Genomic DNA, 21,276 nt, shown 5'->3' with positions numbered 1-21,276 from the left:
TTTATTGTCGCTATGCTAAAGAAGAGTCCTTTCTATATGGTTTTACGTCGGGAACTGGATCGCATGGTTTCCCGGAGATTATATTTCGGGGTGTGTATCGTGTTGCCTTTGTTCTGTATATTCTTCATGTCTACGATTTTCGGAAGCGGGCAGATGGAGAACATACCGATAGCGGTAGTGGACCAAGACAACACCTCCATGTCTCGGGAGGTCATCCGGCAGGTAGAGGCGGTACCGACTTTCCGGGTAACCCGGCATTATACGGACCAAGAGACCGCTCGCCATGCTACCCAAGCAAAAGAAATCTACGGTTATCTAGTGATCCCCAATCAGTTTGAGGCGGATGCCACGGCGGGGCGTGACGCTACTTTATCGTATTATTACCACTATGCCTTGTTGAGCGTGGGCGGTGAGGTACGTGGGGCCTTCGAGACCCTGCTGCGTACGCTTTCGCTCGCCCCGGTGGTTGTGCAAGCTACGGCGATGGGGGTGGGGGAGAATCAGATAACCACCTTCCTATTACCGGTACGATCCAGTAGCCACCCGCTGTTCAACCCGGATCTGGATTATTCCGTTTATCTGAGCAATCCTTTTTTCTTTGTCTTTTTCCAAGTGATCATTTTGCTGGTTACGGTGTACGCTATCGGTAGCGAGATCAAGTTCCGGACAGGCGGTGGGTGGCTGGAGGCGGCACGGATGAACATGTTCGTGGCGGTGGTGGGCAAACTGCTCCCTTATACGATTATCTTTTGTATCATGAGCGTCTTCGCTAACTATATCATGTTCGGGGTCATGCATATTCCTTTCGCTTGCGGTTTCTGGCCATTGAACTTGACGGCGATCTTATTCGTGGTCGCTACGCAAGCGTTGGCGGTATTCCTGTTCTCGTTGTTTCCCGCTATAGCGATCGTGATTAGCGTGGTGTCGATGGTCGGTTCGCTGGGGGCTACTTTATGCGGCGTTACTTTCCCGGTCGATTCCATGTACGCTCCCGTACATTTCGCCTCGTACCTGTTTCCGGTACGGCATTTCGTGGAGATCAACCAGAACTTATTGTATGGCGATTACGGATTCCCTTATACATGGGTAAACGTAAGTTCGTTGTTTGCGTTTATGTTATTGGCATTGGCACTATTGCCACATTTGAAAACCGCTATTTTAAGTCATAAATATGAGAACATCCGATAATATGAAAGGAACCTTGGCGGATATCGCTTCCTTGGTCAAGGACGAGTTTAAGACGATCTCCACGAGCTACGCTATCTTGCTCGTCTTGGTAGGAGGTATATTTCTCTATGGCCTGCTGTATAATTATATGTATGCCCCGGATCTGGTGCGTAACGCCCCGGTGGTAGTCGTCGATGACTCAAAGACCGACTTGAGCCGGGAGTACATCCGTTTGCTGAACGCCACTCCGCAAGTCTCGGTAATCGCCGATGGTTTGGATTACGCCGAGGCGCAGGAGTGGATGAAGGAGGGGGATGCCGTAGGTATCTTGTATCTTCCCTCTGATTTCGAGACCCGGGTGGCACGAGGGAATGAGTCCCTGTTTATCATGTACCAGACGACAAGCGCCTTCCTATATTATATGGCGATGCAGGAGGCGTCCAGCGGTGCCATGTTGGCGTTGAACGATCGGTATCGTCCGGAGATGTTGGTGTTCTTGCCCCAGCAAGACGCTTCCAAGATCGTTTCGGCGCAACCCATATCAGTGGTCGGGACGGCGTTGTATAATTTTACGGAAGGATATGGAACCTATTTGATCCCGGCGGTATTGATCGTCATTATGTTCCAGACCTTGTTGATGGTGATCGGTATGATAAGCGGGGAAGAGCGGGATTCGGGTACCATCGTTCGTTTCGCCTCCGAGGGATTATCCTTTGGCCGGATCGCTAGGGTGATAATCAGCAAGACCTTTGTGTATTGCGTATTGTATACGATTTTCGCTTTGTTCTTGTTGGGCTTGATACCGCTATTGTTTGGCCTGCCGGATATCGGTAATTATCTGAACACCTTGATCCTGCTGATACCTTTCTTGCTGGCTACCAGCTTCTTTGGGCTGGCCGCCTCTTATTTCTTTACGGACTCGGAGGCTCCGTTATTGATGATCGCCTTCTTCTCGGTAGGCTTGATCTTCCTTTCCGGAGTCTCTTATCCCTTGGAATTGATGCCTTGGTATTGGCAAATGGCCCATTATATCATTCCGGCGGCTCCCGCTACGCTGGCCTATGTACAGCTCAACTCGATGGGAGCGTCGATTGAGCAAGTCGGTGTGGAGTACGTGACGTTGTGGGTGCAATGTGTCGTTTATTTCCTCTTGGCTTGCTGGGTGTACCGGCGGAATATCTTAAAGGCGAGCCGTGCCTTGTCGTCATTGTAGCTCCCGTATCCTCACGTCGATACCGCTACCTTTCAAGGCATCTTTCAACTCGCCGATCTTCGTATCCCCGTAATGGTAAGGGTATAGGATTTTAGGCGAGAACATCTTGGCCGCTTTCGCCGCTTGCGGGACGGTCATGGTATAAGGCTGGTTGACGGGAAGGAAAGCGATATCGATGTCTTTCAGGTCTTTCATCTCCGGGATGTCTTCCGTATCACCGGCTATATAGACTCTTAGTCCGTCGAACGTGAGGATATAGCCATTATCCCGGTGGCGGGGATGATATTTATCCCGGCCGGGCGTGGTGTTATAGGCGGGGACGGCCTCTATCTTCATATAGCTGATGGAGGTATCCGTATCGCCGTTTTTTAGGACCTTCCCTTTTCCCAGCTTCTTTTGGCTGTTCTCGTTGGCGATGATTTCCGTACCGCTTTTCTCGACGGCTTGTATCGCTTTCGGGTCCAGATGGTCGCCATGCTCGTGGGTGATCAAGATGATATCGGCTTTCGGGAAAGTCGTATAATCGGCGTATTCGGAGACAGGATCTACCTGTATCGAATGATTGTCGTACGTAAGCATCAAGCTGCCGTGCTTGATGAACGTGATGATCAGTTCTTTTCCGCTCTTGGTCTTGAAAGAATCCGAGGCGAAGTTACTAGCGGAGGCTAAGCTCGCCATGAATAAACTACACATAAGCATACATGATTTTAGTCTCATAATCTCGCGGTTTTTTATAAGTGTTTCCGCGAATATACTCATAATAGATTAATTCCCTAATTTGTTCGCCTATCCGGTATAAATATTTACATTTGCGACGTATATTCTGATAACATGAAAACGAAATGAGAAGAATTGTTCTGTTGATTACGATTTGTTGCCAAGTATTTTGGGTGGCGGCGCAAAAGAAAGCGCCCAAATGGATGGATAAGCAACGAAAGGCGGTGGTTACCGTCACTACTTATGGAAAAGATAACCAGAAGAAAGCGTCTGGTACGGGATTTTTCATTACCGAGACCGGTGAGGCGTTGTCCGGCTATTCCTTGTTTAAGGACGCGGCGAGGGCGACCGTGACCGACGCCGACGGTAAAGAATATCCGGTAAGCCGCATCTTGGGGGCTGATGAATTATATGATGTGATCAAGTTCAAGGTAGAGGTTCCGAAGAAAGCTGTGTTCTTGCCGATCGCCCGTGAGCCGATCTCGCAAGGAGTTACCGCTTATCTGATGCCTTACTCGACCGGTAAGATCACGAAGTTCGGGGAAGGACCGGTCTCGGAGGTCAGTAAGTTGAAGGAGCCGTTCAGCTATTATAAATTGTCGATGGCGCTGGAGAGCGGGCAGGTAAACGCTCCTGTATTGACGGCGGACGGCGAGGTGTTCGGCTTGGCGCAGGAAGACGCGTCGGGGAAGAAAGAAGATTCCTACGCGGTCTCGGCGGGATACGCGAATAGCTTGACGATTCAGTCGGCGGACGCCTTTAATTCCACCTATAGCCGGATTGGTATCCGGAAGGCGTGGCCGTCGGACGCAAGCCAAGCGCAGGTCTCCTTATACTTGATGGCAAACTCGCAAGACCCGAAGACGTATCTGGCTACCTTGAATGATTTTATCGCCACTTTCCCGGATTCTCCCGACGGGTATTTGAACCGTGCCAATCATTACGCTTACCACCGTGCGGATCTGGCTCCTACGGAGGCCGAGCAGGGGGCTTATCTGGATAAGGCGTTGGAAGATATAAACACGGCTTCCCGCTTCAGCGAGCGGAAAGGGGATATCTGGTTCAACCGAGCCAAGCTGATCTACGGCGTGGCCGCCGCGGATACGACCTTGAATAAGGAGCAGTGGACCGTCGATGCCGCTACCGAGGCGATACAAAAAGCGATCGGGGAGGAGGACTTGCCGGTCTATCGCCAATTGGAAGGGGACATCCATTTTTATAAAGGAGATTTCGAGCAGGCGTTCGATGATTATATGAAGGTGAACGATAGCGATATGGCATCTTCTACCTCTTGGTATTGGGCGGCGAAGGCGAAGGCGAATATCCGGGGCGCTAACTTCGGGGATATCATCGCCTTGCTGGATAGCGCCATCGCCAAATGCGGCAACCCGCCAACGAACGAGGCCGCTCCCTATATCTTGGAACGGGTGGATCTCCGCTTGAAACTGATGCAATACAAGGAGGCCGTGGACGATTATGATTTATACTACGATCTCTTGAAAGGACAGGTCGGCGACCGCTTCTTCTATTACCGCGAGCAAGCGAAGTTCCGCATGAACGATTTCCCCGGCGCCTTGGCCGATATCCAATCCGCGATCCGCTTGAATCCGGGCGACCCGACTTATCCGGCGGAGGAAGCGTCCGTATATATCCGTATGGAAAACTATGATCAGGCGTTGAGGAGCTTAGAGAATGCCTTGCGGATCGCTCCGGATTTCGCCTCTTGCTACCGTCTGCGAGGCATCTGCTACGTCCGTCAGGGTAAGAAGGCGGAAGCGTGCGAGGCTTTCAACAAGGCGAAGGAGTTGGGTGATCCTGTCGTGGACAAATTAATAAAGGAACATTGTAAGTGACGAGATATCCGGGCAGGTATGCACGTCCGTATCTACCCAGTTGTACGTCCGTATCTGTCCGGTTGCAGGTCCGTATCTGTCCGGTTGCAGGTACGTATCTGCACGGATGCACGTCCGTATCTACCCCGCTGCAGGTCCGTATCTACGCGGTTGCAGGAATGTATCTGCCCGGATGTAAGGCACCGCTTATCTCCCTATGAACTTCTTGAACGCCTCTACCTTGTCGTTCAATATCAATTCCTCCGGAAATCGTGTCTCTTGCAATAACTCATAGATATGATCGTACCGGGCTATATCGAAAGATATATGCGCGTCGCTACCTAAAATCACAGGAACCTCGTATTTCTTGCATAGGCGCAAGATCGTGAGGTTATTATCCCGGGCGGTGAGTTTCTTGCGGACCGGGTTGAGAGAGCTGTTGTTGATCTCCAGCAACGTGTGATGCTCTTTGGACGCTAATACGATAGGCTCGAAATCCACCTCGGCCGTGCCGTCTCCCGGGTGGCTGATGATGTGGACATGCGGGTTGCGGATCGCCCCGATCATCGCCTCCGTGTTCTGCTCGACCGTTCCCGGTTTGTAGCAAAGCGAGTGGATGCCCGCTATCCGGATATCCAGCATCGGGAAGTACTCCTCGCCCAGATCGATCGTACCCTTATAGTCGATGATGTTCAATTCCGCCCCGAGCAATAACTCGACACCGTATATCCGGCGGGGAACCACGTGCAGATTGCGGAAGTAAATCGGGGAGCACGTCCCCGGTATGCCGGGGGCATGCTCTGTTATACCTAGTAACTTCAATCCTTTCTCGGAGGCGGCCGCTGCCATTTCTTGCAGGGTGCTAAAGGCATGCCCACTGGCTACCGTATGGGTATGCACGTCAAGTAACGTCTTCATAAATTCGTCTTTAACCTACCCGCGAAGGTAGTTATTATTTGGTGGATACCCAATTCCCGGATAAAATAAGCGTCGTGCGAGATCAGCAAGATCGTGCCCCTGTACGCACGGACCATGGAGGTGATAATCTCGATGCTTTGGATGTCGAGATTATTGGTCGGCTCATCTAGGATAAACAGGTCCGGAGTCTGGTTACTGATCATCAAGCAACAGAATGCCAACCTCATTTTCTCGCCTCCGCTCAGCTTCCCGCAGCTCTTCTCCCACGTGTCGTGCGGGAAGAGGAAACGGTTTAGCAATGTCTTGATCTCGTGCTCTTGGAAATGACGCTCGTTAAAGGCTTGCGCTTGCTCGTACACCGTCCGGTCGTTCCGGACGATCGAGTATTCTTGGTCGATATAGATAGAGGAGAAATCCGCACGGATCAAGGAACCGCTACGAGGCGGTAACTGGCCGGTAATCAACTTCAGCAAAGTCGTCTTGCCTGAACCGTTATCGCCTTGTATCAGCCACCGTTCCCCACTCTTGATCTGGAAGCTCATCGGGGAGAGCCATAGATCGCCGGCCTCGGCGTAACCGAAATTGATCTCCTTGGCGGTAACCAATATCTTGCCTTCGTGTAAGCCGGATGCGCTGAAATCCAGTTTCATGCCTTGAAGGTCGGGTAGGGAGGAGCGCATTTGCTTTAGCTCGTTGGCAAGGTTCTCCATCTTGTCCTCGTGAACCTCTTTTAGTTTGGAGGCGCTTTTCTCGGCGTTCTCCTTCAAGGCACCCATCATGATCTTGGGGATTCCTTTCTGGATGCTTTGTTTCTTTCCCCGGGATTCATGCTTTTGTTTTCGCTCGGCTACCTCACGGGCGGTTTTCCTGACCCTGCGAAGCTCTTTCTCCTTCGCTTCCAGTTTCTCTTGCATGGAAGCCTGTTCCTGTTCTTTTTGTTCCTTGTAGAAATCATAATTACCCCCGTAAAGGGTGATCCCCCCGACGGATAATTCCGCTATGGAAGCTAATAGGTTCAATAAGGTACGATCGTGGCTGACGACCAGCAAGGTGATGCGGCAAGACGTGATGAAATCGTATAACTTCTCCCGGCTACGCCTATCCAGATGGTTGGTCGGCTCATCCAATAGCAGGATCGAGGGTTGGTGGATCTCGATTCCGGAGAGGAAAACTTTGGTTTTCTCGCCGCCGCTTAATGTGCGCATCGGTTGGGAAAGGAGGATATGCTCCAAACCCCAAGCGTGCAGGGCGGCGAGGCTCCGTTCCTCGATCGTCCAGTCATCCGCCAGCGTATTGAAATTAGAGAGGGAGGCGTCGCCCTCGGTAATCGCCCGCAAGGCTTCTAGTTTCCCGTCGATACGTAGGGCCTGAGCCACCGTCTGGTTATCATATTGCCCGAAATGCTGGGGTACGTAATAGGGTGGGGTCGGATAGATAATCTCCCCTTCCTGCGCTTGCAAGGTTCCAGCCAAGATACGGAGGAAAGTAGATTTTCCCGATCCGTTGTTCCCGACTAAGGCTACCTTTTGCCCCTTGTTGATCGTTAAGTCGATCCCCTTGAATAAGACTTGGTTGTCCGGATGTATATACGTGATTTTTTGCGCTACGATACTCATAGTGTGAACTGATTTAAAATGTGAGATACTAAAATGGATAAGAAATACCGATGATGATCGGTTTCACGATAGCCTCGAATCTGTCGTCACGAAATCAGCCCTATACGGATAGAGGGCTTTCCGGATGGAAAGAACGACATCTTGAGATAAATTAAGCGGCTATTCTCATTGGAGTAATTATATAGTTATATAGGGACGCAAAGGTAGGAATAGTTTTGGGTTTAGGCAAATGAGTATATACTTTCATGTACAAAAGGGTATGCTTTTGCCCTTGAAAGTATATACTTATGGGGATAAATCCTAGAATTTCTTTGTTTGCTTAAGGATATAGAACTTGGCTAAGTCGCCCGTGACGGGTTGCTTCTGCTGGTCCAGCATTTTCAGTTGGCCTTCCTCTACCTTATAATACGTGATGTCTCCCCCTTCTTGTTTCGCCGTCAAGATGTTACCGTCCAGCGTGTAAGTTCCCTTATCATTAAAAATACCGTCTTTCTCGTCAATATATTCGGAGCGGAGGGTAAAGGTTTTATCCTTGTTCAATGTCAAGGTCGTTTTAATACCCGGCGAGCTGGCGGCCGGTAATGTCCCTTCGTAAACACCCCAGTAATCCAAGGAAGTCTCTGCGTTGTGCATATCCGGTACTTGGGCGGTTTCCTGCTTGTTCTTGTCTGTTTGCGTGGCGTCTGCCTTTGGGTTGCCGCTACAGCTGAATAGGGCTGCGGCTACCGCTACTACTAATACATATTTTTTCATGTCATTCAATTGAATTATAAGTTCTCGTTATTTAAAACCAGTTTGTAGGTTGTTTTGTTGCGTACCGATATTCAAATAATAAGGATCGTGTCTGGGTTCCATCTGGCGAAAAAGCATTATCTTTGTGTTGTAAAACATAGATAACATTTTTATTCGTAAGATTATGTCATTACCAAACGATCCGATGATGCTATTCAGCTTCATCAATATGAAACTTCGTGACAATTATTCTTCCCTCGACGATTTATGCGAGGATTTGCAAGTGAACAAGAAATCCCTTCTTACAAAGCTTAAAGACGCTGGTTTTGAATACAGCCCGGAGCATAATAAGTTCTGGTGATCGGGAGTGATCCTAGCCCGGTAAACCTATGAGATCCGAACCATAAGTCAATGACTTACGTATCGTAATCCATTGACTTACGATGCGTAATCCAATGGATCGCATACCCCGGTCGACAAGGTTGTCTCCATCAAGTCTCACTCGATATAGTTCTTGACGATCTCTTTCCGGTCCGTGTACTTCGGATACTTAAAAGCCGGTATGCCGAGCGCCATGATCGCTTGTATCTTGCCGTCGATCCCTAGCGTCTTGGCGAGCGTATCTTTTCCTTCCTGCCGGATGGCGGTGAGCACAAAGCCCATATAGATCTGGCTTACCCCAAGCGATTGCGCCATCAAGGAGGCGTTTTGATAAGCGAGGTTAGCGTCCTCACTTCCGAATCGGTTGGACTTCGGTGTATGGATCAGTAGCAGGGCGGTGGCTTTCCGGAGAATCGGGTCTTTACCCGCCTTGTGTTCCTCTTTCAACCGATTAAATACCGGTACGTATTTATAGACATCCTTCATAAACGGCTTGACCACACATTTCACGACGGGATTCAATAATAGCTTCGCCAAGGAGTCGAACACACCTATCGTATAATCGCTCACCTGCCGTAGCTTTTGCGGATCGGTGACGACGGTGAACGAGAGGCTTTGGGAGTTTGTAGCCGTCGGCGCGGAATGAGCGGCCTCCACGATCTTGTCCAGCATCTCCTTGGGGACGGGCCTCGAGGTCAATGTCCGGTTGGAACGGCGTGACTTGATCAGCAACATCACCTGCTCCGGCGTAGGCATTTGGCTGTAATCGATCGTATGCGTTTTCTCCGGCGGGAATTCGCTGTGCGACACGGAACCCGTCGGACATACGTCCACGCAATGCCCGCAGACGATGCAGCTTTCCACACGTACCAGCCCGATCGTCTCTCCGGCCCTTTCTTGCGTGAATATATCCGAAGGGCATACCCGTACGCATTTCCCGCATTTGATGCAACTCTCTTGGTCTATGTTTAGTGTCATCCTTTTCCTCCTTTTGATAAGTAAAATAAAAACTCCTGCAACCATCAAGATTACAGGAGTCTATATATAAACAATTATTTTATTGTTTAGTTGATTACTTCTTCATAGCTTCCTCGATAGCAACCGCTACGGCAACCGTAGCACCTACCATCGGGTTGTTACCCATACCTAGGAATCCCATCATTTCTACGTGAGCAGGTACGGAAGAAGAACCAGCGAACTGAGCGTCACCGTGCATACGGCCCATTGTGTCCGTCATACCATAAGAAGCAGGACCAGCGGCCATGTTGTCCGGGTGCAAAGTACGGCCCGTACCACCACCAGAAGCAACAGAGAAATACGGGTGACCGTTCTCCATACATTCTTTCTTATAAGTACCGGCTACCGGGTGTTGGAAACGAGTCGGGTTCGTAGAGTTACCCGTGATAGATACGTCAACACCTTCCTTACGCATGATAGCCACACCCTCGCGAACGTCGTCAGCGCCGTAGCACTTAACTTTCGCACGAAGACCGTTAGAGTAAGCTTTCTCCTCGATAACGTTCACCTCACCTGTCATGTAGTCGAACTGAGTCTGTACATACGTGAAACCGTTGATACGAGAGATGATCTTAGCGGCATCCTTACCTAAACCGTTCAAGATAACACGCAACGGCTCTTTACGAACCTTGTTTGCCATCTCGGCGATCTTGATAGCGCCCTCAGCTGCGGCGAAAGACTCGTGTCCAGCCAAGAAAGCGAAACACTTCGTCTCCTCACGAAGCAAACGAGCGGCCAAGTTACCGTGGCCGATACCCACCTTACGGTCATCCGCAACAGAACCAGCGATACAGAATGCCTGCAAACCGATACCGATAGCCTCGGCAGCCTCGGCAGCGTTCGTACAACCTTTCTTGATAGCGATAGCGGCACCTACTACGTAAGCCCAGCAAGCGTTCTCGAAACAGATCGGTTGAGTTTCCTTACACATTGTATAAGGGTCGATACCCTTAGCATCGCAGATAGCCTTTGCGTCTTCGATACCGTTGATACCATATTCGTTTAATACCGCGTTGATATGATCAATACGACGGTCATAACTTTCAAATAAAGCCATATTATTTTTTTACTTTTTAAAATTCTTATTTACTAGGAATAAAGATATCAGAAAGTTGAAAACCAATACACCGCCACAACAAGCCACGTAAAACGCCAACCACGGTTTCTCCGGCTTCATCACGAAATACGTGATAAGCGTAGCCACAGCCGTGATAACGCTCAGCCCGATGAGGACACGTGTAAATGTTTTCTTATTCATTACGAGGATCGATATATTTTACAGCTTCTTTGAAACGACCGTAAGAGCCTTTCGCCTTTTCCAGTGCCTCGTTAGCGTCCATACCCTTCTTAACCATATCCATGAATTTACCCAAGTGGATGAATTCATAACCGATTACTTCGTCATCAGCGTCTAATGCCATGCGTGTGCAATATCCCTCGGCCATCTCCAAGTAGCGGGGACCTTTAGCCAATGTACCGAACATCGTACCCACTTGGCTACGCAAACCTTTACCAAGGTCTTCCAAGCCAGCGCCTACAGGCAGACCTCCCTCTGAGAAAGCGGACTGTGTACGACCGTAGACGATCTGCAAGAACAACTCGCGCATAGCGGTGTTGATAGCGTCACAAACAAGGTCTGTGTTCAATGCTTCCAAAAGAGTTTTACCCGGAAGGATCTCAGAAGCCATAGCAGCTGAGTGAGTCATACCGGAACAACCGATTGTCTCTACAAGAGCCTCTTGGATGATTCCTTCTTTAACGTTTAATGTCAGCTTACATCCACCTTGTTTCGGCGCGCACCAACCGATACCGTGAGTCAAACCAGAGATATCAGTGATCTGAGTTGCTCTAACCCACTTTCCTTCTTCAGGAATCGGAGCGCACTGGTGGTTAGCTCCCTTCTTTACAACACACATGTGTTGAACTTCATGTGAATAAATCATAATCGCTAATTTATTATATTAAAGTGTAATAAAACCTTATGCTAATTTTATAGTAATATCGCTTTCTCTAAAGATCGCACAAAGATAAATTTTTTAATCCAGCCATGCAAGAGGCGGGAAAGGTTTAAGGCTCGATGATATTAAAATAAGCGTCCGGAGCCTCAAAAGTGGAGAATAGCTCTTTTAGGCTTTCAAGTTTCCCGGTTACCGATAACTTATGGGCTTGCAGATTTGCCGCTATATTCTCCGGCTGCATGAGACTTGCGTAGATGACTTGTTTGTCTCCTTCCAAAGTTACGGTAGGGGCCGGATGGAGCCTGCCGATACGGTTCGATAAGGCGCCGTTCTTTAAGATCAAGGTGGCCTGTTCGTTCGTATCGGTTAAGATAATATTTATTATTAAGTCTTTATCGGCCGCTTTTTCTCCATTTATTTGGATAGCGAGCAAATCGAATAGCATTTCGGGACTTAGGTTCTGGGACATACGTGCCCGGTTTGAGTTGGCCTTGCCTTTACCAGCGATGCCTTCGGTCAGTTCCATAGCTCCGGTCAGGTAGAAATTACGCCACGGGCCGCTTTCCGCTTGGTAGCCCAATTGAGCGTACGTGTCCGCAAGTAATTGGCGGGCGGGTTTATGCTTTGGATTAGCGAAAACGAGATGGTTCAGCAAAGTAGCCGTCCAACGGTATTCTCCTTGATTGTATGCCTCTCGCGCCTTTTTCATTACCTCGTCCTCTCCTCCGATAGCCTCTACGTATTTTTTACCTTCTTCTACCGGCGGGAGTGGGTTCAGATGGGCGGGGATGCCGTCGAACCAGCCGAAATACATTTGATATTGGGCTTTTACGTTATGGCTAACGGTTCCATAATATCCCCGGTTGGCGAACTCGTTGGCGATAGAGCTTGGTAATTTAATCATCTCCGCTATTTCTCGAGGCGTATATCCTTGGTTGGCGAGGTGAAGTGTCTGATCGTGTAGGTAGCGATACAAATCCCGCTGCTTTTCCCAGTAAGCGACGATGTTCTTATTGTCCCAAGTCGGCCAATGGTGGGTAGAGAAGGATACCTCTACCTGATCGCCGCACTCCGTGATCGCCCGGTCGATATATTTGCTCCATAATTGGCCGTTCCGGACCTTCGCCCCTCGTAAGGTCAGCAGGTTGTGCAGGGTACGGTTGATTTCCTCGGCTACGCAGAAAGCTTTCATCTCAGGGAAGTACATCATGATTTCCGAGGGAGCCTCGGCGCCGGGTACGGACATGAATACGATCTCGACACCATCAATTCGTAAAGTCTCGCCCTCCTCGGATATCTCACGGGTAGGAGGGACCAAGCCCGTAGTTCCTGCCGCGGTAGTTTGTCCTAAACCAGTACCTATATTTCCTTTCTCATTTTTAGGTAGACTGCGGCCATACATATAGGTCGCTCTTCGCCCCATGGCTACACCCGCCATCAGGTTCTCGCTGACGGCATCTTCAAAGAAACCCTTGGGGCCAATGATCTCGATCGTTTCGGGCTTATTGGGGGCGTTCTCCAATATAGCGTCTATTCCCGCGAAATGGTCCACATGAGGATGCGTATAGATAACCGCCTTGACCGGAAGATCTTCTACATGTTTCTTCAGAAGATTATAACCTGCTAGGGCCGTCTCTTTCGAGAGCAATACATCTATGACGATCCAACCGTTATCACTACGGATAAACGTCATATTTGCGAGGTCGAATCCTCGTATCTGGTATATTTTACCGGGTAATACCTCAAATAAGCCGTGTATGCGGTTGAGTTGCCCTTGTCGCCAAAGACTAGGGTTGGCGGATGCCGGAGTCTCTTGACGCAGGAAATCCCAGACAGTTAATCCATACACCTCTTTTCCTGTCTCGTCGGTAATGGAAGGTTCGTCTATCGTGGCGATAAAGCCACGGGTAGCGTCTTCAAAATCTTGTTTGTTATCAAACGGGAGTGATTTCACCACTTGTTCGTTAGCCTCTTTCGTAAACATTGAAGGTTCCGTGTTTTGCGCATATACGAACAAGTGACTGGTAGAGATAAATAAAAGTAAGAACTGTTTTCTAATCTTCATGTTTTTGTGGTTTAAGCGGTTCGCCGTTCAGTAAGATATCGTAGGTAATCGGGCCTATCTTTTTCATCATAAGTCCTACGCCACAGTATTTTTCCTGTGAAAGGCGAATCGCTTTCTCTATTTTGGCGGCGTCCCCGATGTTCCCGTCGATATGGTATGTAGCGTGGAATGCGGTATATACCATCGGGATCGTATCCGAAGTCTCTGCGGTTACGTCGATAGAGATTTTGTCGAAACGTACTCTCATTTTAAGGAAAAGGGAGATTACGTCCATTGCGCTGCATCCGGCCAAGGCGACCAGCATTAAAGCCTTAGGACGGGGGCCTTCATTATTACCCCCGTTCTCGGCTGTTGTGTCGATCGTAACCTTATGGCCGTCCAGCAAGGTCTCGAAAGTCGAGTCCTTCGTCCAGTTTAACGTGATTTGGGCGGACATATCGTGTTATTGTTATTATTATTTCAATATTTCTTGAAGTTTAGCGTCGATCTCCTCGCCATGTAGGTTCTTGGCGATGATCGTTCCGTCCTTATCCACCAATACGGTGTGAGGGATGCTGTTTACCCCGTATAGTTGAGCACCGGAGTTTTTCCAGCCTTGCAAGTCGGAGAGTTGGGGCCATGTGATATTTAGGTCCTTTACGCCTTTCGCCCATGCGTCAGCCTTGCTATCCAAGGAGATACCGACGATCTCGAAACCTTTGTTCTTGTATTTCTTGTAAGCGGCTACCAAATTTGGCATATCCCGGCGGCAAGGAGGACACCAGCTTGCCCAAAAGTCGATCAACACGATGTTCTTGCCATTGCCTACGAACTCGGATAGCTTGTGCGTCTTACCGTTCGGGTCGGCCATCTCGAAGTCCACGAACTTCTTGCCTACGGCTACGGTTTTCAGTACATCTAGGTGAGCCATGAGCTTATCGATGTTTGGAACGGCCTTGAAAGCGGAGTCCGCCTTGGCGATAATCTCGTTCTGGGCCGCCTCGTCCAAGCTATAACGGAAATCGTATAATAACTTGGCGGCGGATTGCTTGGTCGTATTATTCAATATGTAAGTCTTGACGGCATCGGTTACCTTTTGGTCGATCTCGTCATATTTCTTCTCGGCGGCGCTTACGACTTCCTTATCCTCTGATTTCATGTCGGCGGAAAGCTTCTCCAGATTCGCACGCAAAGTCTTCATTTGTGCTTGCAGGGCTTTCAATCCGTCATTCTCCGGTGTTCCAGAAACGGCGGAAGCTGCCTCATCAAGAATAGCCTGTAATTTACCATTTTCCAATACGAATATGCTTGTGAAAGGGGCGTTCTCGCCGGAAGCGGCACGTTTGGGTTCCACGACATCCTCGGCGAAGGCAAGCTTGCGTAAGGCGGGGGCGTTCTGTGTTCCCTTGAACGTGAACGTGCCGTTCTGCACCAATGCGCTATCCATTGGGGCGGCGTCTTGTACGCCATATTCATACAGGTAAACGTATTTTCCGTTTAGATCGGTGTTCGCTACGGTACCGTTGATCTCGTAACCCGGTTTTTCGCTGCATGCGGCTAGGAGCAGGGCTGATGCGGCAAGAATAAGATACTTTTTCATTTTGTATTCGTGTATTAAGTAATGTATATGAGATATAAACTTCGCAAATATACGAAGTCTTTTGTGATAATCGGGCGCAAACCGATGAATAGTTTGCACCCGATTTGGATATATATAGATGATGTTAAAAGGGGCGTATCTTATGGGTTGTATTTTGCGAATTGGAAATAACAAGATTGCAAATAAGGGAGTTGTGCGCATATTTGGTTGTGTGTTCCTCCTATCTGCCAAGTTCCTTGGAAATCGAATCCGGAATATAAAGTCTTTTCGCTTTCGTCTCCTTTACGGCTATCTGGCAGGGTTGCGGTTGCTGCGAAATCTTTTCCCGTATCCTTTACTAAATAGCTCGACTTCATGTTTTTATCGGTAAGATACCCGGCAAGGGCATTCCCATAGTCCACTTTTGCGGCGTTTATGACGAAGTGGCAATTTGCGTCTTTTCCCATATTTCCGACAATACCTCCCCTGTAATCTCTCCTTCCCCAGGATGTTGAGTGCTTTTGCCCTGTGACAGTTCCTTGGTTATAACAATCTGTTATGTTCCAATTGCCTGCTTTCGTATGTTCGATGCTACCGATAAGACCACCTATACCGCCATTTTCTTTTTCAGAGTCTCTGGAGAGATCTATATTTCCCCAGTTACAACAACAATTAACCCATGGAATACTACAGTTTGCGTATCCTAAAATTCCACCTGCGCCCCAATAGTCTTTACTTGCTGTGACATGTCCGTGATTTACGGAGTTATGGATCTGCACATTCATCGAAGAGTAGCCAACGATACCACCTATGGCATCGTTTTTATCCCATCTTCCTTTTTTACCGCTGATATCTCCGTAATTTGCAGAGTGATAAATTTTAAGTACGCTTGTTCCCGAAATGTACCCAATAATACCACCTATTCTATAATTAGCGGTTAAATTTTTGAGATTTACGACTTTTCTCAATGTAATGTTTGAGGAACAGTCTGCATGTCCGATTATACCTCCTATACCATCTCCGACATCATTAATGGATGTATAATTCACCAAATTCTCGTAGTTGCACGCTTTGTTGTTGGATAAATATCCGATGATTCCACCCAACGAATAGGCTTCGCTATAACTTCCGTTGTTAAATACGCCACAATTGGCTGCGCAGTTGTAGACGGTTGTGTTATTTACGCTTCCGGCAATTCCACCGACGTATCGATTGCCACATAAAGAAGGAGTGACATAGAAGCCTTCTATACTTGAATTATCTACGCTTCCCGCTATACCACCTATGTATTGGGCACTAGAACTCTTGTCGTCAGAATTGATTTTACCTGCGAAGAATGGCGTATTGTCCTTATTGGTTATCACATCGGTATCGCTGAAGTTTGGCTTATAGTCTCCTTTGAGATTCGTTGATACAATTATTCCGGAGAAACCTCCTAATCCACTGTTTCCTCTAATAGACATTAAAGGGCTTAATTGTACTTTTTGTGTATTTACATTAATTGTTCCACCGTTTTCCAATGAACCGGCGAAACCTCCCGCATACTGATTGGCCTTTATGTTTGCGATGTTTAAATTTATTTTGGCGGAATTGTTAAATTCTATCTTTGTTTGTTGCGCTTGGCCTAAAACACCCCCCGCATATTTGCCAGAAGAAGTGATAGGGGATGTGATTGTGGATTCCCCGATTAATTTTAAAATGATATTACCTTGTTTTGCGGATGATAAACCGATTAGTCCTCCTATCTTACTTTCTCCTTTAATAGGTTGATCTCCTTGAGATCCCGTAGATTTGTTATAAGTGTCTATGCTTAGCGTGAAAGAACTCGTTGAAGATACATACAACTTCCCAATCAATCCTCCCACTTCATCGTGTCCATCAATAGGCAGATTAACCGTGATATTATTTAAAGAGGAAGAATTGGTCATATAGAATTCACCTATCAATCCTCCGGTACGATTATTTCCTGTGATGATTTTCATATTCGGATCATCGGTGGTGTGTGTCAATTTAATGTTATTGGCGGATATTGTACCATACAATTTACCGATTAAACCTCCTGTATTATCTTTTCCGGTTAATATGCCGAAGGGAGAGGATGTTGTTATATTATTGATATCCATTTGTACGCTTTCGGCCCATCCAACCAATCCTCCGACATAAGATCCGTTATCAACGAAGGTTACATAGAATTTAGTATCATTGATCGTGAGGTGGCCTTGTTTGTTGCCTGCTTTTTCCGCATAGCCAATCAGCCCTCCGATTTTATCTTTTCCCATATTAATCGTACCACGTACCTCCACGTTCTCTATACGTACCTCCCCTTGTGCTACTCCTGCAAGAAGACCGCATTTGGAGCCTGGACTTTGGATATTCGCACCCATAAGGGTAAGGTTACGGATGATGGCTCCGTCAAGGAGCGTGGAAAATAGGCCAACTGATTCTTCCGTGGAACTTCCAGTGAATGCCATACCCTGTATTTGTTTCGAGTTTCCATCGTATATGCCGGCAAAGGGGGCGCATTTATAACCATTTCCTTGGTAAAGACAGTCGGTGACAGGCGCTAAAATATCGGCTACCTGTTTAAAATATTGGTTTTTACCATGGCTACTGTCATACATAAGGAGCTGCTGTACCATATATGCGAAGTCCTCGGTGGACGTGATCAAATAGGGATGATCTACTGTGCCTTTTCCTTGCAATTGGTCATATTTATGTACAGTGGCAAGTACAGCGCTTACCATTTGCTCTTGGAACGTAAGGCGATAACCTTGAGGGTATAAATTTCCTTCCATTTCGCTCCGTATCCACATTATATAATCCCCGTCGGCGATTTCTTGATTGTTCGGGATATAGATTTCGCAAGTGAGATTTCCCGAAAGGAATCTTAAGTTTCCCTCGAAATCGAGAGTGCTATTGTCACTCAATGACGTGAGTTGTAGGTATATGATTCCGTCCTTATTGATGATTTCACTATTCTCTTGGGGCAAAGTAAAGGAGCTGACCGAATGGTCGCCGTTTTCTTTCAAGGAAGAACCGATGCTGTTTCTCCGTATATCGTCATCTGAACAACTTCCGGCCAGCGATAAGATGAACAGGTATAGAAGTAAGTGCCAGATAGGCTTATTAATCGTTTTCATATTTGCTTGTTTTTATAATTGGGGTTCTTTGTATTGCATCTCAGATTGATAAGGAACCGGGAAGTAGCCCAGTCCTGTGTAGGGAATCTTCCAAAGTCTTTGGAAATCCCAGTCTTGGAATGTGGAAGTGGTCGATAATTGTGGCAGGGTTAAGCCGGTGGCGCCATGGATATTTCTATTTTCGATCGTATTTTCTAGGCAATAGTTATCTTCAAATCGGCTTAGTGCATTACCCGTATAGGCGAAATTTTTCCACTGGCTACCGATATTCAGGCATTTTTTTACGACAGCTTGCTTTTCCGGACTTCCTACCGTAGCTCCTCCTATTTTATTGCCATCGCTTCCGTTTAGGCAATCCGATATCAGGCAACCTTCATCAAAATGTCCGATGAGTCCTCCGTTGTAATCGCCGTACGGGCCTGTTTTCGCCCTAATGTTTCCGAAGCTGACACATTGGCTGATTACCACAGCATTTTCTTGGAAATCGTCCGCTATAGCTGTTATGGAGTTTGCGTATCCGACCACACTGACGACCACACCGGCCGCGGCGATTATCGTGCTGACACCACCTGTGGCAACGAATCCGGCGACAAAAGCGGCTGTGCTGGCTATAAAACATACCCCGTCTGCCAAGGTATGGATGATCTTTTCTGTTTTCTTGATATCCAGTATTTGATTATAGCGAAGATTTCTTTTGTAATTCATTGCGTCACGGAAATCCTCATGGTTTTTGCCGGTCTCATACCAAGCAATCACTTTTTTCCTGTATTCGTTCATGAATTGATCGATCATTCGCCCATATTGAAGATTGGGTGTGCTAAACTGAAGAGCTGATAATTTATTTCGCAGTATATTATCCATATCTGTTTCCAGTTTTTCCATCCCCTTGGTGACTAATCCACTAAGCGAAGTTGTGTAGTCCTTTCGTTGCATTGGACGGAAAAGGTCGGCCATTTCTTTTCCCAATGAATAGGCACTGATACTTTCCATTACTGCGTCGTGTGACGTGATTAGATTGTTAAGGATTGTCGTTCCCGCATCAGCGATACCGACAACGGTATTAAAAACTGAAAGGCCAAGCTCGATAGTGGCGAATATGGCGGAGCGTTTCTCGGCCTCTGTCCATTCCCTTGAATCGCCGACTTCTCCGATTAATCCGGAGATATACCCATTTCCTTCTACATCTGCTAAGTTAGCGCAATAGTTCATGGATAGGCAACCTCCTGCGATACCGGCCATCCCTCCGATATATGTACTCCCCGAGATCTTGCCCATATTCACATTTAACGCCAATGATCCGCTTTGTATTTGTCCGCTCATGCCGCCACTGAACCGTGAGGCAGATACAGTTCCGAAATTGATCGTGTTGGTGATACTGGATAATGGGGTAGCCCCGATTATGCCACCGGCATAGTAGCCATCTGCTGTTACCTTTCCTTCATTGTAAGATTTGTAAGTTCCTAATTGTGCTTCACCGCATAGTCCGCCTACATTCTCTTTTCCGTTGACTCTGCCCTTATTAGAGCAATATCCTATAAATGTATTATTATATGTTGCCGGATTAAGAATGACTAAAGTACTTCCTATGATCCCTCCAACACCTCTCTGGCCATTTACGCTCCCCTCGTTCCGGCAGGTTATGATTGAGCTGATTCCGCTTCCGCCGACGATACCTCCGGTACCCATGAAACCAGATAATCGATCAGGTTTGTGTGAGTGTGTGCCGCCTTTTACCTGCGATTTGTTCGTGCAGAGATAGACGTATAAGGAATCAGCGTAGCCGACAATTCCTCCTGCGTTCATGTAATATGCCTCTACCTTGCCTTTTTCGTTACTGGAGTTGGTGATTTGTGTTGTCGAAAGTACGTTGGCCCCGCCAAGAATACCGCCTACGGCTATAGCTCCTTGTACGGTATTATCGTCTACTTTGCATGAATCGATCCATAATTTAGTGTTTGGATCTACGGAACCTACAATTCCACCGATTCCCATACCGTCCCCTTGACTTTGGATGGTCGATGATTTTACCGTGCATCCCTTGATAAAGGTTGGATCTTGTCCGCTTCCCGATGTGACGATCGCTCCAGCTATGGCGGATACGGCACAATAGCCGGTGATGTCTGCGTTTTGGATTGTCAGGTCCATGATGACAGCCTTGTTTACGTATCCGAACAAGCTGGCGGCAATCTTGTTTGGATCTTTGAGGGTCATGTTCTTTATCGAGTATCCGTTCCCGTAATAATATCCGGTAAATGGATAAGTCGCGGATTGCCCGATCTGGTACCAATTTCCCTCCCAGCCGCATTTGTCGTTATAGCCGGTCATGTCAATATTGTTTTGTTGGGAATAACAAGTGGAAGAGGACACATATCGGTTGGATATTCCGGTTCTGATCTTATTCAAGTCATCATTTGATCCGATCAGATAAGGATCATCGGGGGTACCGGCTCCGTAAAGTTTCATATTGGAGTTATAGGTGCTTTCTATCCGGATACCATCCGGGGTTATGTTTATCTGGCAACATAATCCGAATTGGCGTTTCAGTCCGTCGATTTCCGGACAATCCGATTTCACGGTATATTCCATATAGAGTAATTGGTATTTACCCTCTTTCAGTCCCTTTTCCATGATGAAATGGGATATTCCAGAAATCCGTTGGTGCTTAGCCTTTCGTTCGATAATACTTCCGTCTGGTACCTTGATATAGAAAGCTAGTTCTCCATACGTGAAGTCCTCGGTTTCATTTGAAAACTTGATTTGATCATGAACCCCTTCATACGTATCGTTTGTATTTGGGGGTAATTCCGGTGTTATTTTATCATCCGAACATCCGGTAAGGATGATAAAGAAAAAGTATAGGAAAAAATAATTTGTCTTCATAATATAAATTTGTTTCTAGAATTATCATGCCATCCATAATATTTTCTCGGTACTTCTCAGAGAGACCTTGAAATTTACCAAT

At 47.4% G+C, this 21,276-nt stretch carries 17 protein-coding genes; 4 read left to right on the top strand and 13 right to left on the bottom strand.

All coding sequences use genetic code 11. The features are described from left to right. The first annotated feature begins 12 nt into the window (after nt 1-12). Together ACYIA1_RS22760 and ACYIA1_RS22755 are read left to right on the top strand one after the other, a co-directional pair. Nucleotides 13-1,188, top strand: coding sequence for an ABC transporter permease (locus ACYIA1_RS22760; protein WP_286757538.1), 1,176 nt, complete (start codon nt 13-15; stop codon nt 1,186-1,188). Beyond that, the gene (locus ACYIA1_RS22755) at nt 1,172-2,380 is read left to right on the top strand and encodes an ABC transporter permease (protein ID WP_005855888.1); all 1,209 of its coding nucleotides are present in this window, start codon (nt 1,172-1,174) and stop codon (nt 2,378-2,380) included. The genes ACYIA1_RS22760 and ACYIA1_RS22755 overlap by 17 nt, the downstream gene beginning before the upstream one ends. Here the strand turns inward: ACYIA1_RS22755 and ACYIA1_RS22750 are convergent. After that, nucleotides 2,372-3,097 (bottom strand): MBL fold metallo-hydrolase, encoded by a 726-nt coding sequence (locus ACYIA1_RS22750; protein ID WP_022191785.1) that lies wholly within the window; start codon nt 3,095-3,097, stop codon nt 2,372-2,374. The genes ACYIA1_RS22755 and ACYIA1_RS22750 overlap by 9 nt on opposite strands. A gap of 125 nt (nt 3,098-3,222) precedes the next feature. Here ACYIA1_RS22750 and ACYIA1_RS22745 point away from each other — a divergent pair, with 125 nt between their 5' ends. Continuing rightward, on the top strand, nt 3,223-4,950 hold the full coding sequence (locus ACYIA1_RS22745; protein WP_480336446.1) for a trypsin-like peptidase domain-containing protein: 1,728 nt from the start codon (nt 3,223-3,225) through the stop codon (nt 4,948-4,950). 186 nt (nt 4,951-5,136) lie between these two features. Here the strand turns inward: ACYIA1_RS22745 and ACYIA1_RS22740 are convergent, their stop codons facing one another. The 3 genes from ACYIA1_RS22740 to ACYIA1_RS22730 all read right to left on the bottom strand — a co-directional run bounded on the left by ACYIA1_RS22740 (nt 5,137) and on the right by ACYIA1_RS22730 (nt 8,216). Next, complete coding sequence (locus ACYIA1_RS22740) at nt 5,137-5,847, bottom strand: phosphatase (RefSeq protein WP_005868026.1); 711 nt, start codon at nt 5,845-5,847, stop codon at nt 5,137-5,139. Beyond that, nucleotides 5,844-7,463, bottom strand: a complete 1,620-nt coding sequence (abc-f, locus tag ACYIA1_RS22735) for a ribosomal protection-like ABC-F family protein (RefSeq protein ID WP_121962347.1) — start codon at nt 7,461-7,463, stop codon at nt 5,844-5,846. The genes ACYIA1_RS22740 and abc-f overlap by 4 nt, the downstream gene beginning before the upstream one ends. 300 nt (nt 7,464-7,763) lie before the next feature. After that, nucleotides 7,764-8,216, bottom strand: coding sequence for a copper resistance protein NlpE (locus tag ACYIA1_RS22730; RefSeq protein ID WP_005868028.1), 453 nt, complete (start codon nt 8,214-8,216; stop codon nt 7,764-7,766). 163 nt (nt 8,217-8,379) lie between these two features. Between ACYIA1_RS22730 and ACYIA1_RS22725 the strand changes: the two genes are divergently transcribed. Further along, nucleotides 8,380-8,556, top strand: a complete 177-nt coding sequence (locus ACYIA1_RS22725; RefSeq protein ID WP_005855899.1) for a DUF4250 domain-containing protein — start codon at nt 8,380-8,382, stop codon at nt 8,554-8,556. Nucleotides 8,557-8,693: 137 nt separating this feature from the next. Here ACYIA1_RS22725 and ACYIA1_RS22720 read toward each other — a convergent pair whose 3' ends face one another. From ACYIA1_RS22720 to ACYIA1_RS22680, 9 genes are all read right to left on the bottom strand, one after another. After that, nucleotides 8,694-9,554: a nitroreductase family protein gene (locus ACYIA1_RS22720; RefSeq protein WP_022191780.1), complete on the bottom strand. Its 861-nt coding sequence runs from the start codon at nt 9,552-9,554 to the stop codon at nt 8,694-8,696. Between the two features lie 94 nt (nt 9,555-9,648). Continuing rightward, a complete protein-coding gene (locus ACYIA1_RS22715) occupies nt 9,649-10,650 on the bottom strand; it encodes a GGGtGRT protein (RefSeq protein ID WP_005855903.1) in 1,002 nt (333 codons plus the stop codon). A gap of 9 nt (nt 10,651-10,659) precedes the next feature. After that, nucleotides 10,660-10,851, bottom strand: a complete 192-nt coding sequence (locus tag ACYIA1_RS22710; RefSeq protein WP_005855905.1) for a hypothetical protein — start codon at nt 10,849-10,851, stop codon at nt 10,660-10,662. Beyond that, entirely contained in the window at nt 10,844-11,536 is a 693-nt protein-coding gene (locus tag ACYIA1_RS22705; RefSeq protein WP_005855907.1) for an iron-sulfur cluster assembly scaffold protein, read from the bottom strand. The genes ACYIA1_RS22710 and ACYIA1_RS22705 overlap by 8 nt, the downstream gene beginning before the upstream one ends. Nucleotides 11,537-11,660: 124 nt before the next feature. Then, a complete protein-coding gene (locus tag ACYIA1_RS22700) occupies nt 11,661-13,616 on the bottom strand; it encodes an alkyl/aryl-sulfatase (RefSeq protein WP_005868033.1) in 1,956 nt (651 codons plus the stop codon). Next, entirely contained in the window at nt 13,606-14,052 is a 447-nt protein-coding gene (locus ACYIA1_RS22695; protein WP_005855911.1) for an OsmC family protein, read from the bottom strand. The genes ACYIA1_RS22700 and ACYIA1_RS22695 overlap by 11 nt, the downstream gene beginning before the upstream one ends. A gap of 18 nt (nt 14,053-14,070) precedes the next feature. After that, a complete protein-coding gene (locus tag ACYIA1_RS22690) occupies nt 14,071-15,195 on the bottom strand; it encodes a redoxin domain-containing protein (protein WP_009017794.1) in 1,125 nt (374 codons plus the stop codon). Nucleotides 15,196-15,335: 140 nt separating this feature from the next. Next, nucleotides 15,336-18,314, bottom strand: a complete 2,979-nt coding sequence (locus ACYIA1_RS22685) for a hypothetical protein (protein ID WP_480336444.1) — start codon at nt 18,312-18,314, stop codon at nt 15,336-15,338. A 12-nt stretch (nt 18,315-18,326) separates the two neighbouring features. After that, nucleotides 18,327-21,194: a peptidase M26 gene (locus ACYIA1_RS22680; protein WP_480336442.1), complete on the bottom strand. Its 2,868-nt coding sequence runs from the start codon at nt 21,192-21,194 to the stop codon at nt 18,327-18,329. Nucleotides 21,195-21,276: the final 82 nt, after the last annotated feature.

The sequence above is a fragment of the Parabacteroides sp. KHUB-02 genome (assembly GCF_056640955.1).
This window is presented reverse-complemented; position numbering and strand designations above follow the sequence as displayed.

What these genes read in the sequence shown, in the direction of transcription:
- ACYIA1_RS22760 (WP_286757538.1), top strand. Translation starts at nt 13, where the DNA reads ATGCTAAAGAAGAGTCCTTTCTATATGGTTTTACGTCGGGAACTGGAT.
- ACYIA1_RS22755 (WP_005855888.1), top strand. Translation starts at nt 1,172, where the DNA reads ATGAGAACATCCGATAATATGAAAGGAACCTTGGCGGATATCGCTTCC.
- ACYIA1_RS22750 (WP_022191785.1), bottom strand. Translation starts at nt 3,097, where the DNA reads ATGAGACTAAAATCATGTATGCTTATGTGTAGTTTATTCATGGCGAGC.
- ACYIA1_RS22745 (WP_480336446.1), top strand. Translation starts at nt 3,223, where the DNA reads ATGAGAAGAATTGTTCTGTTGATTACGATTTGTTGCCAAGTATTTTGG.
- ACYIA1_RS22740 (WP_005868026.1), bottom strand. Translation starts at nt 5,847, where the DNA reads ATGAAGACGTTACTTGACGTGCATACCCATACGGTAGCCAGTGGGCAT.
- abc-f (WP_121962347.1), bottom strand. Translation starts at nt 7,463, where the DNA reads ATGAGTATCGTAGCGCAAAAAATCACGTATATACATCCGGACAACCAA.
- ACYIA1_RS22730 (WP_005868028.1), bottom strand. Translation starts at nt 8,216, where the DNA reads ATGAAAAAATATGTATTAGTAGTAGCGGTAGCCGCAGCCCTATTCAGC.
- ACYIA1_RS22725 (WP_005855899.1), top strand. Translation starts at nt 8,380, where the DNA reads ATGTCATTACCAAACGATCCGATGATGCTATTCAGCTTCATCAATATG.
- ACYIA1_RS22720 (WP_022191780.1), bottom strand. Translation starts at nt 9,554, where the DNA reads ATGACACTAAACATAGACCAAGAGAGTTGCATCAAATGCGGGAAATGC.
- ACYIA1_RS22715 (WP_005855903.1), bottom strand. Translation starts at nt 10,650, where the DNA reads ATGGCTTTATTTGAAAGTTATGACCGTCGTATTGATCATATCAACGCG.
- ACYIA1_RS22710 (WP_005855905.1), bottom strand. Translation starts at nt 10,851, where the DNA reads ATGAATAAGAAAACATTTACACGTGTCCTCATCGGGCTGAGCGTTATC.
- ACYIA1_RS22705 (WP_005855907.1), bottom strand. Translation starts at nt 11,536, where the DNA reads ATGATTTATTCACATGAAGTTCAACACATGTGTGTTGTAAAGAAGGGA.
- ACYIA1_RS22700 (WP_005868033.1), bottom strand. Translation starts at nt 13,616, where the DNA reads ATGAAGATTAGAAAACAGTTCTTACTTTTATTTATCTCTACCAGTCAC.
- ACYIA1_RS22695 (WP_005855911.1), bottom strand. Translation starts at nt 14,052, where the DNA reads ATGTCCGCCCAAATCACGTTAAACTGGACGAAGGACTCGACTTTCGAG.
- ACYIA1_RS22690 (WP_009017794.1), bottom strand. Translation starts at nt 15,195, where the DNA reads ATGAAAAAGTATCTTATTCTTGCCGCATCAGCCCTGCTCCTAGCCGCA.
- ACYIA1_RS22685 (WP_480336444.1), bottom strand. Translation starts at nt 18,314, where the DNA reads ATGAAAACGATTAATAAGCCTATCTGGCACTTACTTCTATACCTGTTC.
- ACYIA1_RS22680 (WP_480336442.1), bottom strand. Translation starts at nt 21,194, where the DNA reads ATGAAGACAAATTATTTTTTCCTATACTTTTTCTTTATCATCCTTACC.